This window comes from Rhizobacter sp. P2_H3, from assembly GCF_056403355.1.
Genome location: NZ_JBFUFQ010000125.1, coordinates 1 through 16,596 on the forward strand (window position 1 = coordinate 1; position 16,596 = coordinate 16,596).

General features: G+C 70.3%; 12 protein-coding genes, 1 tRNA gene and 1 pseudogene. 13 read left to right on the forward strand and 1 reads right to left on the reverse strand.

Annotated features, from left to right (window positions below; genetic code table 11):
• From AC1D1T_RS20525 to AC1D1T_RS20540, 4 genes are all read left to right on the forward strand, one after another.
• A partial coding sequence (locus AC1D1T_RS20525; protein ID WP_477992395.1) for a SelB domain-containing protein occupies positions 1-777 on the forward strand: 777 nt, incomplete at its 5' end.
• A gap of 9 nt (positions 778-786) precedes the next feature.
• Positions 787-879, forward strand: a tRNA-Sec gene (locus AC1D1T_RS20530).
• Positions 880-913: 34 nt separating this feature from the next.
• Entirely contained in the window at positions 914-2,038 is a 1,125-nt protein-coding gene (locus tag AC1D1T_RS20535; RefSeq protein WP_477992397.1) for a Fic family protein, read from the forward strand.
• Between the two features lie 150 nt (positions 2,039-2,188).
• The gene (locus tag AC1D1T_RS20540) at positions 2,189-2,752 is read left to right on the forward strand and encodes a hypothetical protein (protein ID WP_047507171.1); all 564 of its coding nucleotides are present in this window, start codon (positions 2,189-2,191) and stop codon (positions 2,750-2,752) included.
• A gap of 10 nt (positions 2,753-2,762) precedes the next feature.
• On the opposite strand, the gene AC1D1T_RS20545 is transcribed toward AC1D1T_RS20540, so the two are convergent.
• On the reverse strand, positions 2,763-5,072 hold the full coding sequence (locus tag AC1D1T_RS20545; protein WP_477825032.1) for a winged helix-turn-helix domain-containing protein: 2,310 nt from the start codon (positions 5,070-5,072) through the stop codon (positions 2,763-2,765).
• Between the two features lie 247 nt (positions 5,073-5,319).
• Between AC1D1T_RS20545 and AC1D1T_RS20550 the strand changes: the two genes are divergently transcribed.
• The 9 genes and pseudogenes from AC1D1T_RS20550 to AC1D1T_RS20590 form a co-directional block, all read left to right on the forward strand.
• A complete protein-coding gene (locus tag AC1D1T_RS20550; RefSeq protein ID WP_477825033.1) occupies positions 5,320-7,146 on the forward strand; it encodes a DUF1592 domain-containing protein in 1,827 nt (608 codons plus the stop codon).
• Positions 7,143-8,633: a DUF1552 domain-containing protein gene (locus tag AC1D1T_RS20555; RefSeq protein WP_477825034.1), complete on the forward strand. Its 1,491-nt coding sequence runs from the start codon at positions 7,143-7,145 to the stop codon at positions 8,631-8,633. Before AC1D1T_RS20550 ends, AC1D1T_RS20555 begins: the two co-directional genes overlap by 4 nt.
• Positions 8,634-8,637: 4 nt before the next feature.
• A complete protein-coding gene (locus AC1D1T_RS20560; protein WP_477825035.1) occupies positions 8,638-11,205 on the forward strand; it encodes a choice-of-anchor D domain-containing protein in 2,568 nt (855 codons plus the stop codon).
• Positions 11,202-11,693 (forward strand): TlpA family protein disulfide reductase, encoded by a 492-nt coding sequence (locus AC1D1T_RS20565; RefSeq protein ID WP_465110506.1) that lies wholly within the window; start codon positions 11,202-11,204, stop codon positions 11,691-11,693. The genes AC1D1T_RS20560 and AC1D1T_RS20565 overlap by 4 nt, the downstream gene beginning before the upstream one ends.
• A 5-nt stretch (positions 11,694-11,698) precedes the next feature.
• Positions 11,699-11,926, forward strand: coding sequence for a DUF4266 domain-containing protein (locus AC1D1T_RS20570; protein ID WP_465110505.1), 228 nt, complete (start codon positions 11,699-11,701; stop codon positions 11,924-11,926).
• Complete coding sequence (locus tag AC1D1T_RS20575; RefSeq protein ID WP_047507182.1) at positions 11,913-13,088, forward strand: DUF3570 domain-containing protein; 1,176 nt, start codon at positions 11,913-11,915, stop codon at positions 13,086-13,088. The genes AC1D1T_RS20570 and AC1D1T_RS20575 overlap by 14 nt, the downstream gene beginning before the upstream one ends.
• A 20-nt stretch (positions 13,089-13,108) precedes the next feature.
• The gene (locus AC1D1T_RS20580) at positions 13,109-14,437 is read left to right on the forward strand and encodes a glycoside hydrolase family 5 protein (RefSeq protein WP_477992396.1); all 1,329 of its coding nucleotides are present in this window, start codon (positions 13,109-13,111) and stop codon (positions 14,435-14,437) included.
• Positions 14,438-14,477: 40 nt separating this feature from the next.
• Positions 14,478-16,193, forward strand: coding sequence for a glycoside hydrolase family 6 protein (locus tag AC1D1T_RS20585; protein ID WP_477827931.1), 1,716 nt, complete (start codon positions 14,478-14,480; stop codon positions 16,191-16,193).
• A gap of 47 nt (positions 16,194-16,240) precedes the next feature.
• Positions 16,241-16,596 (forward strand): annotated as a pseudogene (locus AC1D1T_RS20590) (hypothetical protein); the annotation flags it as partial.

The window sequence follows — 16,596 nt, forward strand, 5'->3', positions numbered from 1 at the left end:
TCGCTGCCCACCGCGGCGCAACGCTTCGAGGCCTTGCTGGCCGCCGCCCCGCACGGCTTGTCGCGCGCACGCTGGGCGCGTGCCGAAGGCATCACACCGCAGGCCGCGGCCGATGCGCCCGACTGGGCCCTCGGCCCCACGCAACGCGCCGCCGCACGCAGCGCGGTGATCGACACGCTGCGCCGCTTCCACGCCAGCGACCCCGACGTGCCCGGCCCCGATGCCGCCCGGCTGCGCCGCCTCGCCTGCCCGCGCCTGCCGCCGCCACCGTGGAGCGCGCTGCTCGCCGAGCTGYAGGCCGAGGGCGTCGTCACGGTGCGCGGTGCGTTCGTGCACCTGCCCGAGCACGCGCTGCGCCTGTCGGCCGCCGACGAACGCATCGCGCAGAAGGTGGCGCCGCTGCTCGCGGCCGCCGGCTTCGACGGCAGCTGGGTGCGCGACCTCGCCCGCGACACGCGCGAGGGCGAGGTGCTGATGCGCACGACGCTCGCGCGGCTGGCGCAGCGCGGCGAGTTGCACCAGGTCGCGAAGGACCTGTACTGCGCGCCGGCCACGATGGCGCAGCTGGCCGCCCACGTGCGCAGCGTCGCCGCGGGCGCTGCCGACGGCGCCGTCACGGCCGCGCGCTTTCGCGACGCCACCGGCCTCGGCCGCAAGCGCGCGATCCAGATCCTCGAATACTTCGACCGCATCGGGCTGCTGCGCCGCGTCGGCGACGAGCACCGGTTGCGCAGCGACACCGCGTTGTTCACGGGCCCTGCGATGACGATGCGCTGAAGGAACCGAGGAGGGGAAGCGTCCCCGGTGGGACGGCCGGGCTTCAAACCCGGTGGGTGGCGCCATGCGCCGCCGGGTGGGTTCGACTCCCATTCCCCTCCGCCCGCCTGCGGCGAATCCAGGGCTTAATCACCGCATGCATCGCGGAGAAAACCTCTACATCTGGCAGGCAAGTGACTGGCCCCAGTGGCGCCATGACCTGTCTGTGCTCGCCCAGCCATTGGCGGATATCAGCCGTGGCCAGGGAGTTCTTCTCGGCCACCTGGCCGATGTCGGGCCGGCGCTGCGCGACCAGGTCAATCTGGCCGCGCTGACCGACGACGTGCTCAAGACCAGCGAGATCGAGGGCGAGGTGCTGGACGTCGCCTCGGTCCGCTCGTCGATCGCCCGCCGGCTCGGCATGGACATCGGCGCACTGGCGCCGGTGGACCGGCATGTGGAAGGCGTCGTCGAGATGGTGCTCGATGCGACCTCGCGCAGCGCCGAGCCCCTGACCGTCGAGCGGCTGTTCGGCTGGCATGCGGCGCTGTTTCCGACCGGGTACTCCGGCATGAGCAGGATCAGTGTGGGCCAATGGCGCGACGATGCGAGCGGACCGATGCAGGTCGTCTCCGGCCAAGCGAATCGCCACAAGGTGCATTTCCAGGCGCCCCCGGCGGCGTCGCTTCCCGCCGAGATGGCGCGCTTCCTCGCCTGGGCCAACGCTGACACCGGCGAGCCCGCGCTGATCAAGGCGGGCCTCGCCCACCTGTGGTTCGTGACGCTGCATCCGTTCGACGACGGCAACGGCCGCATCGCGCGCGCCGTGGGCGACCTGTTCCTCGCCCGTGCGGACGRCAGCGGACAACGCTTCTACAGCCTGTCGGCGCAGATCCAGCGCGAGCGCAAGGACTACTACGACATCCTCGAACGCACGCAGAAGGGCTCGATGGATGCCACCGGCTGGCTGGCCTGGTTTCTCGGCACGCTGGGCCGGGCCGTCGCCACGGCGCAGGTCACGCTCGACGGCGTGCTGGGCAAGGCGCGGTTCTGGCAACAGTGGGCCGGCACGCCGATGAACGAGCGCCAGGTGAAGCTGCTCAACCGCCTGCTCGACGAGTTCGACGGCAAGCTCACCAGCAGCAAATGGGCAGCCATCGCCAAGTGCTCGGCGGATACCGCGTTGCGGGACATCGCGCAGTTGCTGGCCCTGGGCGTGCTGCGCAAGTCGGCCGCGGGCGGGCGCAGCACCGCGTACGAGCTGGCCGACCCCGTTCGCTGACGCGATGCGAGTGGCCTTTGTACCGAACCGCATGGGCTTGACCTGACGGGAACGCAGGGCCGGACTCATCCGCAATGGAGACGATGCACGCCCCGCACGGCCTCGGTAACGTCGCGGCAGTCCAATGCAATCGTCCGGAGGAGGAGTCCCATGAAACGCCATGCGAGCGCAGCATTCATCCTGTTGGCGGTGGCCGGCTGCTCGACGATCAAGCCGCCCACGGCCTCGTTCTCGGCGCTGGATACGGCAGAACGCACCGCCGACAACTCGAAGAATGCAAAGGCCGCGCTCGACGACGACTTCCAGCGCGCACTCGAGCTCTGCGATGAAAAGATGATCGGCATGCGCGACTCGTTCTATGGATCAGGCAAGACCCAGATCGTCATCGCGTCCGTCGGCATCATCGCGGGGTCGATCGTCGTTCCAGCGCTGGCCGCGCAGGCCGCGGCCGCCAAGTCCGCGATCGCCGGGTGGGGCGGGGTCTCCGGTGCCGCCAACGCAGCCCAGTACACGTTGCAGCAGAACGGCGTCTCGGCCTCGCGCCTCGGCTCCGTCTACGAAGCGACCCGCACCGAGATCCGGGAGGCCTCCGAGGCCTACAGCAAGGCGACCAAGAATGTCGACCGCGTCGTCGCCGTCAACAAGCTCTCCATCGCCTGCCGGTTTCCGCAGCTGCCGGCGGCCGACGCCGCATCGGCACCGAAACCGGCTTGATCGCGGACGCCTACAACCACGTCACCACGCACGGCGCGCTCGGCACCTCCACCGACCACTGCGCCTCGTAGCAGCTGCCCAGCTCCAGCAGCCACGCCGGCAGCTCGCCATCGACGCTCGCCGCCAGCCGCGCATGCGTCGCGCGCGCCTCGCCGCTGCGGCCTTGCGCGTGCGACAGCCGCGCCGACACCGCCAACCCGGCCGGGTGCTCGTCGAGCCAGGTCTCCAGACCGCGCAGCAACTCCACCGCCTCGCCCGAGCGGCCCTGCTCGATGCACAGCCACGCGCCATCCAGCCGCGAATGCGCATTCCACCAGCCGAGCGGCGTCACGTCGCGCGCCTTGCGCAGCAGCGCGATCGCGCGCTCGCGGTCGCCGCGCGCCAGCGCCAGCTGCGCCTGGCTGTGCCACAGCGCGCCCTGCAGGTTGCGGTCGCGCGCCAGCTTCGTCAGCGATGCGATGCGCCCGCAGGCCTCGTCCGCCGCGTCGAGCTGCCCGTCGTGGATCAGCGCACCAGCCAGCAGCGGCAGCACGAAATGCAGTTGCATCTCCTGCCCCTTCGCAGCCGCCTCTTCCGCCGCCTGCGACAGCCGCCACGCCGCCTCGCCCGCCTGCCCGATCGCCAGCGCGTAGTGCGCCCGGCCGATCAGCCGGAAGCCCTCGTTGCGCGGCCCGTCGCCGGTGTCCAAAGATTCCAGGATCGACAGCACGCGCGCCAGGCTGGTCGGCTTGCGCAGCTGCCGGTACACGCCGCACAGCAGCATCGCCGACACCGCCGAATCGGTCGGCACCTGCAGGCTGCGCGAGATCGCCAGGCCCGCCTCGCCATGCTCCTCGGCCATGCGGAAATGACCCAGGCTCGCACTCGAATTGGCCACGTTGCATTCGGCCCGCGCCTGGCCGACCAGCACACCATGGTCGCGGTACAGCGACGCCGAGCGCCGCGCATGGTTCCAGGCCTGCACCATGCTGCCGGTCTCGCCCTCGATCACCATGCGCAGCGACAGGATGCGCAACTGGTCGAACACGCTGCCGCTGCCGTTGCACAGCATCTCGGCCCGGTCCACCAAGGCCGAGGCGACGGTGAAATCGAATTCGTTGATCGCGATGCCGGCCCGCAGCAGCGTGGTCGCCACCACCGATTCGCGCGCCGCCTTGCCCGGCGCGCTGTGCAGCGCTTCCTCGAGGTGGAGCTTGGCCTTGTCGTTGACGCGCCGGCGCACATGGGCCTGCGCCAGCTCGAAGTGCACCGCGGCCTCGGCCGCCTGGTTCGGCTCCTCGCGCAGGCGCGCCAGCAGCACGTCGCCGAGTTCGAAGGCGGCGCTGTCGTCCATCGCCACCAGCGCGCGCAGGCGCTCCACTTGCGCGCCGAGGTGCGCCGGCTCGAGGCGCAGCACCTGGTCGAGCAGCTCCAGCGCGAGCGTCCATTTCTGTTCGGCGATCGCCTGCAGCGCGCGGCCCAGCACGCTGTCGCCGGCATCCGGATGCAGCTCGGCCGCCGCTTCGCCAGGGAAGAAGCGCGCCTCCAGCCAGCGCACCAGGTTGCGGCCGAGGTTCGGCAGGCCGGTGGCGGCGAGCATCGTGCTGTCGGTGCGGCCCTCGCCGACCAGCGTGCAGCGCAGCTCGAAGCGCAGCGGCCCGCCGTGCACCTCGACGCGCGCCACGTGGCGCACCGCGAGCAGCCGCGCCAGGTCGTCGGCGCGGTCGGCGAAGGCGGATTCCTTCGGCACCGCCTGCAGCGCGTTCAGCAGCGACGGGATCGAGCTCACCTGCATGCGCGGGTGCGCGCCGAGGTCGCGCACCACCAGCGACAACAGCCCGAGCTCCAGCCAGTCGAGGTCGCCGCTGCCGGTCCGGTTCTCGAACGGCAGCAGCGCGAGCGAGACCGGCGCCGACAAGGGCGCCGCCACCGGCACGACGGCCGAACCGGATGACGGCAGCGGGTCCGGCTGCGCCTGTGGCACCGCCGCGGGCAACACCGCCGGCACCATCGGCGGCGCCACCTTCTCGCGCACCTGCCCCATGAAGCGGTAGCCGGTGCGGTGCACGGTCTTGATCAGTTCGCCGGTCTCGCCGTCGTCGCCGATCACCTTGCGGATCTTCATCACCGCGCGCGCGATCACGCTGGCGGTGACGAAATCGAAGGACCACAGCTTGTCGAGCAGCTCGTCCTTGCTGACGATGCGCCCGCGGTGCCGGATCAGGTAGACCAGCAGCTCGAACGGCCGCGGCTCCATCGCTTGTTGTGCGCCGGCCAGCAGCACCTCGCGCGTCGCGACGCGGACTTCGCACTGGCCGAAAACGAACACCTCGTTGTCCATCAACTCCCTCGCGACTCCGGTGCCGACACCGGTACGTGCCGGTGTCTTGATGCCTCCCCATTCTGCCGGCAGGCCGTCATACGCCTGTTTCAACTCGTCACCGTTACGCCTGTTGCGCTCGGTTGCGTCCGCATTTTCACCTCGTACGAGCACACATTGGTCAAACCTCCGTCAATTCTCCTGAGAGCGATTTCAACAGAATCGCGCCCCGAAGCCCCCCGCAACCAGCCATCCAACCGAGAGCACCATGCGATCCCACCTCCTGGCCCTCTGTGTCGCAGCACTCGCTGCGGCCTGCAATGGCGACTCGAGTGAATCGACGCCCGCGGCCGCTGCGCCGCCCACCGGCAGCAACGGCAACGGCAACGCCGTGGTCGTGCCCGCCGACACCGACCCCCATGCGCAGATCGCCGCCGTGACGATCAAGGCCGTGACGCCGGGCGATGTCGCCGGCCCCGGCTGCAGCGCCGCCTCGAAGCCACGCCGGCTGACGCGCGACCAGGTGGTCAACGCGCTGACCGACGTCACCACCGCGCTCACCGGCGATGCCACGCTCGCCGCGAGCGTCGGGCCGCTGGTGCGCGACACCACGCAGTTCCCGCCCGACGTGCTGGTCGACCCGAGTACATCTCGTCACAAGGGTTACGAGCGCCTGGACACCGGCGTGAACCTGCGCCAGGTGACCGCGCTGCACGACACCGCCGAGACGCTGGCGAAGTCGATGACGGCCGACGCCAACCGCCTGAACACGCTGCTGGGCAGCTGCACCGGCACCGCCGATGCCTGCGTCACCAGCTTCATCCGCAAGGCCGGCCGGCTGCTGTTCCGCCAGCCGCTGACCGATGCCGAGGTGAACGTGTACCGCACCGCCGCCGGCAACGCCGCGACGCAGGCCTCGGTGGCCAAGGTGCTCGGCACGATGATCGCGTCGCCGAAGTTCTACTTCGTCGTCGAGAAGGGGCAGGCCGCCACCGATGCGAACGCAACGTGCGTGTCGCTCACCGCGCACGAGCAGGCCACCCGGCTCGCGCTGCACTTCTGGAACTCGGTGCCCGACGCCACGCTGAACACGCTGGCCGATGACGGCTCGCTGCTGAAGCCGGCCGTCTACACCGCGCAGATCCAGCGCCTGATGGCCGACAGCCGCTCCGACCGCGCGATGCGCGATTTCTTCGGCGGCTGGTTCCGCCTGCAGGAGCTGGTGGCGCTGGACGGCAAGGTCGGCGATCCGAAGTTCGACGCCTTCGCCGGCAGCTTCAAGCCGCTGCCGACCTCGCGCGATGCGGCCGTGAACGAGGTGCTGGACATGGTCTCGTACCTGGCGGCGCGCAATGCCTCGCTGCAGCAGGTGCTGACCGACCGCCACTCGTACGCGAAGACGGCCGACATCGCCTCGCTCTACAAGACCGCGGTGTGGGACGGCAAGTCCGCGCCGCCGCTCTTCACCGAAGCCTCGCGCGTGGGCCTGCTCACCCGTATCGGCTACATCGCCCAGGGCTCGACCGACACGACGCTGCCGATCTCGCGCGGCAGCCGCGTGCTGTTCGGGCTGACCTGCGAGGCGATGCCGACGCCGGCGATGGACCAATCGAACTCGAAGGCGGATCTCACGGGCGTGCTGACCACTCGTCAGCGCGTCGAACGTGTCACCGAGATGGAGGGCACCTCGTGCATCGGCTGCCACAAGACGCAGATGAACCCATGGGGCTTCGCCTTCGAGGGCTTCGATTCGCTGGGCCGCGCGCGCAGCACCGAACGCGTGCTCGATGACAAGGGCGGGCTGCTCGGCGAGAAGCCGATCGACACCGCCGCGCTGGTGCGGCTGGCCGACGGCTCGTCGCGCGCCGTCGCGTCGCCGGCGGCCACGCAGCAGTACATCCTCGACAGCGGCCAGTTCGAGCGCTGCTTCGCACGCAACTACGTCCGCTACAGCTTCGGCCGTCCCGAGACCGCCGCCGACGGCGCACTGATCGAAGCACTGCGCGTGCAGGCCGCCAACGGCGCCAACCTGCGCAGCCTGTTCGCATCCGTCGCGCTGCGTACCGAGTTCACCACGATCCAGAGGGCGCAATGAAACCCGCATTCAACCCCTTGTCACGCCGGCAGTTCCTGCTCGGCGCCGGCGGCACCGCACTCGCGCTGCCCTTGCTGCCTTCGCTGCTGCCGCGCGAGGCGCGCGCCGCCACCGAGGCAGCCGCCTCGGCCGAGCGCTTCTTCGTGCACACCACCACCTGGCACGGCGTGTTCCAGAGCCAGTTCTTCGGGCCGCTGCTCGACCAGGCGCCTGCGGCGACGCAGAGCTATGGCGGCATCACGATCCGCCAGGCCCAGCTCGCCGCGGCCGCCAAGGCCTCGGGCGACATGACGGTGATCAGCGACATCCTGCAGGCCAAGAGCTCGAAGCTGACGGCGCGCATGGTGTCGAAGATGAACATCATCAACGGCCTCGACTTCGCGGTCGGCAGCGGCCACAACCGCGGCGGCACGCTGGGCGGCGACGCCACCAACCCGACCATCGACCAGGTGCTGGGCAGCGCGAGCAGCTTCTACCCGACCGCGGTGCTGCAGCCGGCGATCGTGCGCAACCTGGTGTCGCTGTCGAAATCCGGCACCGCCACCGTGCAGACCACGCCGACCGCCGAGAGCAACGTCAAGCTGTTCGATCGCCTCTTCAAGAACGCGAGCGGCGGCGGCACCACGACCCCGGCACCGACCGACAAGACGGTGCTGGTCGACCGCGTGAAGGAACACGCCGACCTGGTGATGGCCGATGCCTCGTGCTCGGCCGACTGCAAGTCGCGGCTCGGCGACTACCTCGACCTGCTGAACCAGGTCGAAGGCAAGCTCGCGCAGACGCCGGTCAGCAGCACCTTCCAGCGCCCGACCAGCGACACCTCGTCGCTGGAATCGGCGGCCGGCTTCTACGGCCAGCCGCCGAGCCAGGCGCAGGTGGAGCAGCTGTGGAACGACATCGTGGTGGCGGCCTTCTCGGCCGGCATCAGCCGCGTCTACGTGAACGGCGCCACCTCGTACACCTTCGGCCCGGAGCCGGAACACGCCTGGCACAACGACTACGCGCATGCGCTGGACGACAGCGGCAAGCGCGCCGGCTTCAACGCCGCGGTGCAGCTGCAGTTCGAGAGCTGCATGCTCGACATGGCCGCGAAGATGGACCAGGTGAAGATGGCCGACGGCAAGACGCTGTTCGACAAGGCGCTGATCGCGAGCGGCTTCGAACTCGGCTCGGGTGGCAACCCGGGCCACCACCACAACCGCTGCATCCCGATCATCGCGCTCGGCGATGCCGGCGGCTATTTCAAGACCGGCCAGTCGCTGGACTACCGCGACCTGAACTCGTTCAACTGGTCGTCGGACCCGCACTGGTACTCGGGCCTGCTGTACACGCAGTGGATGGGCATGGTGCTGCGCGCGATGGGCGTGAGCACCAGCGACGTGAACACCACCGCGTGGGGCTACCCGAACGTGCGCGGCGCCAACGGCGACCACACCGACGCGATCTGGTCGGTGGCCGGGCAGGACCTGCCGTGGATGAAGGCCTGATGCGATGAAGCGCGTCCTCCTTCTTCTTCTCGCGGCTGTCGCCGGGCCCGCACTGGCGCAGAGCGCCAGCAACGGCCAGATGCTGTTCACGACCACGCTGGTCGCCGGCAAGCAGAGCTGCAGCAACAGCGCCTGCCACGGCACGATCCCGGCGAACCCGCTGAACCGCATCGCCAACGGCACGAGCGCGTCCAACATCAAGGGCATCATCGTGACCAACACGCAGATGAACTTCCTGCAGGGCAAGCTCACCGATGCGCAGTTGAACGACCTGGCGGCCTACATCGGCCAGCAGCTCGGCCGCACGCCGAGCTACCTGCCGACCACGCCGGAGCCGGCACCGTCGGTCAGCCCGGGCAGCCTCAGCTTCACGAGCCAGGCGCTGGGCACCACCAGCGCCGCACAGACCTTCTCGGTCAACAACTCGGTGGGCGCGGGCGCGGCCCTGGTGATCAGCAGCCTCGGGCTCACCGCGGGCAGCGATTTCGCGATCAGCGGCGGCACCTGCAAGGTGGGCACCTCGCTCGCCGCCGGCACCGCCTGCTCGGTGACGGTGACCTTCAAGCCCACGCTCGCCGGCACGCGCTCGGCCACGCTGACCGTCGGCCACAACGGCGCCACCGGCAGCAGCACCGCGACGCTCTCGGGCACCGGCGCCGACAGCTCGCCGACGGTGACACTGTCGCCGACCACGCTGAGCTTCTCGCAGACGGTGGGCGCCAGCTCGGACCCGCTGCGCGTGACGCTGGGCAACAGCGGCACCGCGGCGCTGACGGTCAACACGCTGACGGTGAGCGGCGCGCAGGCCGCGGAGTTCGCGATCGCCTCGGCCTCGACCTGCAAGGCCGGCACCAGCGTCGCCGCGGGCAGCAACTGCTTCATCGACATCGCCTTCACGCCGGCGGCCACCGGGGCGCGCGCCGCGAGCCTCGCGATCGCCCACAGCGCGAGCAGCACCGCTGCCATGGTGACGCTGAACGGCACCGGCAATGCGAACGCGCAGCCCGGGCTGGCGCTGGACGCGATCGTGCTGGACCTCGGCGCGCAAGGCCTCGCGACCACCGGTGCCGCGCGCACCGCGACGGTCACGAACAACGGCCAGGGCGACCTGAAGATCAGCAAAGTCAGCGCGAGCGGCACCAACGCCGCCGACATCGTGCTCGGCGGCACCTGTGCCGGCGCGACGGTGGCGCCGGCGGCGAGCTGCACGGTGACCGTGGCGCTGAAGCCGAGTGCGCTCGGCCCGCGTTCGGCCAGCGTCGAGATCGCGAGCAACGCGCCGAGCGGCACGGCCTCGCTGTCGGTCGGCGGCGTCGGCATCGCGATCGCATCGCCGGAACTGACGCTGTCGCAACCGTCGATCGGCTTCGGCCAGGTGTCGATGGGCACGAGCTCGGTGCCGCGCTCGGTGACGGTGTCGAACACCGGCAGCGCGGCGCTGCAGATCGCGAGCATCGTCAGCAGCTCGACCGAGTTCAAGGCCAGCCACGATTGCGCGGCCAGCCTCGCGCCCGGCGTGGCCTGCACGCTGACGGTGACCTACTCGCCGGCGGCCGACAACGCGGCCGAGACGGTGACGATCACGTCGAACGCGTTCAGCTCGCCGAACAGCGTGGTGCTGACCGGCCAGGGCACGACAGCGGTGCTGCCGGTGCTGGCCTGGCAGGGCAATACCAACACGCTGCAGTTCCCGTCCACCGAGGTCGGCAAGACGGCGGCCGGCAGCCCGCTGACGCTGGTGAACAACGGGCCGGGCAGCGTGACGGTGTCGTCGATCGGCACCTCGGGCGCGCAGGCCGATGCGTTCTCGGTCGGCGGCGGCACCTGCGTCGGCGGCATCACGCTGGCCGCCAATGCGAGCTGCACGGTGATCGTCAGCTTCGTGCCCGACGCGGCCGGCGTGCGCAGCGCGGTGCTGCTGGTCGCGTCGAGCGGCAGCAACCCGCCGGACGTCGCGCTGAGCGGCAGCGGCGTCGCCGCCTCGCCGCCCGGGGGTGGCGGTGGCACGACACCGCCTGGTGACGGCGGTGGCACGACACCACCTGGCGGCGGAGGCGGCACGACGCCGCCCGACACGGGAGGCGGCACGCCCCCGGCCACCGGCACGCTCGCAGTGGCGCCGACGGCCCTCGACTACCGCTCGACCACGGTGCGCACCGGGGCGCGCAGCGATCCGCTGACGGTGCGCATCTCCAACAGCTCGGCGGCGGCCGCGACGATCTCGGCGGTGACGACGAGCGCGGGCTTCATCGTCGCGTCAGGCTCGGCCTCGGATGCCTGCCCGGGCGTGCCGTGGACGCTGGCGGCCGGCAAGTCGTGCACGGTGACGGTGGTGTTCGCCCCCGGCAGCGGCGGTGCGATGCACGGCACGCTGAAGGTGATGTCGGCCGCCGGCCAGACCACCGAGGTGGCGCTGTCGGCCCAGGCCGAAACCCCGTCGACCAACGAAGGCGCGGGTGCGCTCGATGCCCGCTGGCTCGCGCTGCTGGTGCTGGCCATCGCGGCGCTGCAGGTGCGCCGCCGCCACCCTGTTCCTGTTTCTGCTTCTGTCTCCAAGGAAATCTCCCAATGAACCGCCTCTCCGCCCTCGCGCTGGCCCTGTGCGCCAGCCTCTTCGCCGCCCTGCCCGCGGCCGCCGTCGACGCCGGCACGCCGGCCCCCGAGTTCCAGCTGAACGGCTCGCGCGGCGCGGTGAACCTCGGCGCGATGAAGGGCAAGGTCGTGTACATCGACTTCTGGGCCTCGTGGTGCGGGCCGTGCAAGCAGTCGTTCCCGTGGATGAACGAGATGCAGGCGAAGTACGGCGCGAAGGGCCTGCAGATCGTCGGCATCAACCTCGACGCGAAGCGGGCCGACGCCGACAAGTTCCTGGCCGAGGTGCCGGCGAGCTTCGTCGTGGCCTTCGATGCAGCGGGCGACACGCCGAAGCGCTATGGCGTGAAGGGCATGCCGACCTCGGTGCTGATCGGCGCCGACGGCAAGGTGGTCCAGATGCATGCGGGCTTCCGCGACGACGAGCGCAAGGCATTGGAAGACGCGATCGTCGCGGCCCTGAAGTGATGTCCATGACGAAGACTCTCGCCACCGCACTCGTGCTCGCGCTGGCCGCCGGCCTCGGCGGCTGCTCCGTGCTGCAACCGCCGCAACCCTGGGAGAAGGGCCTGCTCGCGAAGCCCGAGATGACCCTCGGCGGCGACGCGCTCGAAGGGCGCTTCGACGTGCACATCCTGAACAGCAAGGAAGCGGCCTCGGGCGGCTCCGGCGTCGGCGGAGGCGGTTGTGGCTGCAACTAAGACCGCCCGCGTCGGCAACCTCGTCGCCGCCGCGCTCGCGCTGCCGGGCGTGCTGGCCGCCGGTGCGGCGCGCGCCGAAGACCCGCCGGAGCACGGCCTGATCGCGTTCAAGTACCTGCAGTACAAGGACAGCCAGGCCGTCAACGTGCGCTACCCGAACTACGACGGCAGCGAAGGCAGCCGGCTCAACCGCATCACCGTGAAGGCGCCGTCGCTGTACGTGCTGGCGCCGATCGGCCGCTGGTCGATCGAGGGCTCGGGCGTGATCGACGACGTGTCGGGCGCGACGCCGCGCTACTACAGCGACGTGTCGGGCGCCTCGCGCTCGCCGGGCATGGAAGACAAGCGCCGCGCCGGCGACCTGAAGGTGACGCGCTACTTCGATCGCGGCGCCCTCGCGCTCGGCACCGCGCATTCGAGCGAGAACGACTACAAGTCGAGCGCACTGTCGCTCGAAGGCCGCATCGCGACCGCCGACAACAACACCACGTTCAACATCGGCATCGCCGGCACGCGCGACCGCATCGACCCGGTCAACGAGATCGTCATCGACGAGCGCAAGACCACCTCGGAGCTGACGCTGGGCGTGACGCAGGCGCTGTCGCCGCGCGACATCGCGCAGCTGAGCCTGACCTACTCGGTGGGCCGCGGCTACTTCAACGACCCGTACAAGCTGTACGACCACCGGCCGCGCGAGCGCGATGCGAGCATCGGCATGCTGCGCTGGAACCACCACTTCGAGTCGGTGTCGGGCACGCTGCGCGCGAGCTACCGCTACTACAACGACACCTTCGGCATCCGCGCGAACACGCTGGAGACGGCGTGGGTGCAACCGGTGTCGGACCTGTTCTCGGTGACGCCGTCGTTCCGGTACTACACGCAGAACGCCGCGTCGTTCTACTACGACCCGGTGCCCGACACCGCGGTGTACCCGGGGCCGGTGGGCACGCCCGAGTTCTCGTCGGCCGACCAGCGGCTGTCGGCCTTCGGCGGCATCACGCTCGGGTTGAAGCTGGAGCTGCACTTCGGCAACTGGACCACCGACCTGAAGCTGGAGCGCTACCAGCAGCGCTCGGACTGGCGCCTGGGCGGCAAGGGCTCGCCCGGCATCGACACCTTCGACGCCACGATCGTGCAGTGGGGTCTCGCGACCCGCTTCTGACCCTCACGGAACCCTCGCCCATGAACGACATACTTTTCCGTTCCCGCCGCGTGGCGCTGAGCGCCTTGCTGCTGCTCGCCGCCTGCGGTGGCGGCAATGACGATGCGCCGGCACCGTCGCCGGTGGGCGGGGGCACGCCGGCTCCGGCTCCGGCGCCGGCACCATCGCCCGCACCAGCACCAGCACCAGCACCAGCACCAGCACCAGCGCCTGCACCCTCGCCTTCGCCGGCACCGGCCCCCGCGCCATCGCCGTCCCCTGCGCCTGCGCCGGCTCCTACGCCAGCGCCCGCCCCAGCACCCACACCGGCCCCGGCACCCGCTCCGGCACCTGCGCCCACACCGGCCCCGGCTCCAGCGCCCGCTCCGGCTCCCGCGCCCGCCCCTTCGCCTGCGCCCGCCCCGTCGGCCGCGACGCTCTCGTGGCGCGCCGTCAGCCTCGCCAGCGCCGAGTTCGCGCCCGGCAACCTGCCCGGCAACTACAACACCGACTACGTCTACCCGTCGGCCTCGAGCGCGGCCTACTTCAAGAGCAAGGGCATGAACGCGGTGCGCCTGCCCTTCCTGTGGGAGCGGCTGCAACCGTCGCTGAACCAGCCCTTCGACGCGACCGAGCTGTCGCGGCTCACCACCTTCGTGCAGCAGGTCACCGCGACCGGCGTCACGGTGCTGATCGATCCGCACAACTACGCGCGCTACCGCGGCAACCTGATCGGCTCGACGCAGGTGCCGAACGCGGCCTTCGCCGATTTCTGGTCGCGCCTGGCGACGCAGTTCAAGGGCAACCCGAACGTCGCGTTCGGGCTGATGAACGAGCCGCACGACATCGCGACCGAGCAGTGGCTGGCTGCCGCCAACGCCGCACTGGCCGCGATCCGCACCACCGGCGCAACCAACGTCGTCACCGTGCCGGGCAACGCCTGGACCGGCGCACACAGCTGGCTGCAGGACTGGTACGGCACCGCGAACGGCACCGTGATGAAGGGCATCGTCGACCCGGGCAAGAACATGGTGTTCGAGGTGCACCAGTACCTGGACAACGATTCATCCGGCACGCATGCCGATTGCAGCAGCGCCACCATCGGCGCCGAGCGCCTGCAGGCCTTCACGACCTGGGCCCGCAGCAACGGCTACCGCGCCGTGCTCGGCGAAGTGGGCGCCGCATCGAACGCCACCTGCGACCTGGCCGTGGCCAGCGCGCTCGGCCACCTCAAATCCAACGCCGACGTCTGGGCCGGCTGGGTCTGGTGGGCCGCCGGCCCCTGGTGGGGCAGCTACATGTATTCGATCGAACCCGCAGGCAGCACCGACAAGCCGCAGATGACCGTGCTGAAGCCGTACCTGCAGTGACCTGCTTTTTCTGAATTCAACACACATCAAGGGAAGCCACATGAAAAGCCAAAAACGCCAGCGCGGACGCGCCGGTGTGAGCCTGCTGTTCTCGCTCGTTCTCGCCGCCTGCGGTGGCAACGACAACAATGACAACCCGGCGCCGTCGCCGACGAGCAATGCGCCGGCCCCGGCGCCCACCACCACGCCGTCGCCTGCTCCTTCTCCTTCGCCGTCGCCTGCTCCCGCACCGGCACCGTCGCCTTCTCCGGCGCCTTCGCCGTCCCCGGCCCCTGCGCCCTCGCCGTCGCCCGCGCCGGCACCTTCCCCGTCACCGGCTCCGGCACCGGCCCCCACGCCGTCGCCCGCCCCGGCGCCCGCGCCGACGCCCTCTCCTGCGCCGGCACCTGCTCCGGCACCGTCTCCCTCGCCGGCACCTTCGCCGTCCCCGGCACCCGCTCCCGCACCGGCACCCGCCCCCGCGACCGGCCTGATCACCACCGGCAACCCGTTCGCCGACGCGCTGTTCTACGTGGACCCCGACTACGGCACCCAGGTCGCGCAATCGCTGACCCGCGTGACCGCCTCGGCCACCGACACCGCGCTGGTGAAGGCCGCCGCCAAGTTCCCGACCGCCGTCTGGCTGGACCGCATCGGCGCGATCGATGGCGCCAAGGCCAGCGGCGGCGCGATGGGCTTGGTCGACCACCTCGACGCGGCCGTCGCGCAGCAGAAGGCGTTGAGCGGCAGCACGCTCAAGCCGATGACGATCCAGCTGGTCGTGTACGACCTGCCCGACCGCGACTGCGCGGCGCTGGCGTCGAACGGCGAGCTGAGCTCGGCCAACGATGGCATGACGAAGTACAAGACCCAGTACATCGACCGCATCGCCGAGATCCTCGCGCGCCCGGCCTACGCCGGCCTGCGCATCGTCACGCTGATCGAGCCGGACTCGTACCCGAACATGCTGACCAACATCGGCATTGGCAAGACAGTGTGCGATTCGGTCAACCAGAAGGGCGTCTACGTCGATGGCATCCGCTACACGCTGAACAAGCTGTCGACGCTGAAGAACGTGTACATGTACCTCGACATCGCGCACTCGGGCTGGCTCGGCTGGGACGGCAACCGCGGCAAAGCCATCGACGGCTTCATCAACCTGGTGAAGGGCGCGACGCCGAGCGGCAACCTCGGCATCATCCGAGGCTTCGCGACCAACACCGCGAACTACACGCCGCTGCAGGAGCCGTTCTTCGACGGTTCCGAGAAATACGTCCAGACCGGCGGCACGACCCAGTTCTACGAATACAACCACGTGGTCGATGAGCAGACCTATGTCGACAAGCTGCACGCGGAGTTCGTGGCTGCCGGCTTTCCGAAGACGCTGTCGTTCCTCGTCGACACCTCGCGCAACGGCTGGGGCGGCCCGGCCCGGCCCACCCAGGCGGCCGCCGACGTCGACGACATGCGCGTCGACCGTCGCGCCCACCGCGGCAACTGGTGCAACGTGAAGAACACCGGCATCGGTGAACGGCCGCGCGCCAATCCGGATGCGAGCCGCCCCTACCTGGATGCGTACGTGTTCGTGAAACCGCCCGGCGCTTCCGACGGCACCAGCGACAGCACGGCCACCACGCCGAACGCCGAAGGCAAGCGCTTCGACGCGATGTGCGGCTCGGGCAACGTCGACGCACTCAGCGGCGCGCCGCATGCCGGCCAGTGGTTCCACGACCAGTTCCTGATGCTGCTGCGCAACGCCTATCCGGCGATCAAGTGAGCAGCACCCGATTCTTCTTTTCGACTTTCAAACCAGGATCACTCCCCATGACTCACCTCCCCCGCCCGCGCGCCGCGGCGCTGGCCGTCGCCGCGCTGTTCGCCACCGTCGCATCACCCGCCTTCGCCAAGGACTGGCCGTCCGGCTACTCGAAATGCGCCGATGAAGGCGAGACCTGCAAGGTCGGCACCACCAAGCGCTCGGTCTCGTTCGGCATCAAGGACAAGTTCGTGACGAAGACGCTGTCGGGCAACATCGCCTGCACGACCGCGACCTTCGGCTCCGACCCGTACCCCGGCAAGGCGAAGAAGTGCGCCGTCGGCGCGGCCGCAGCGCCTGCCCCGGCACCGGCACCTTCGCCCGCACCGGCGCCTGCACCCGCACCGGCCCCGACGCCTGCTCC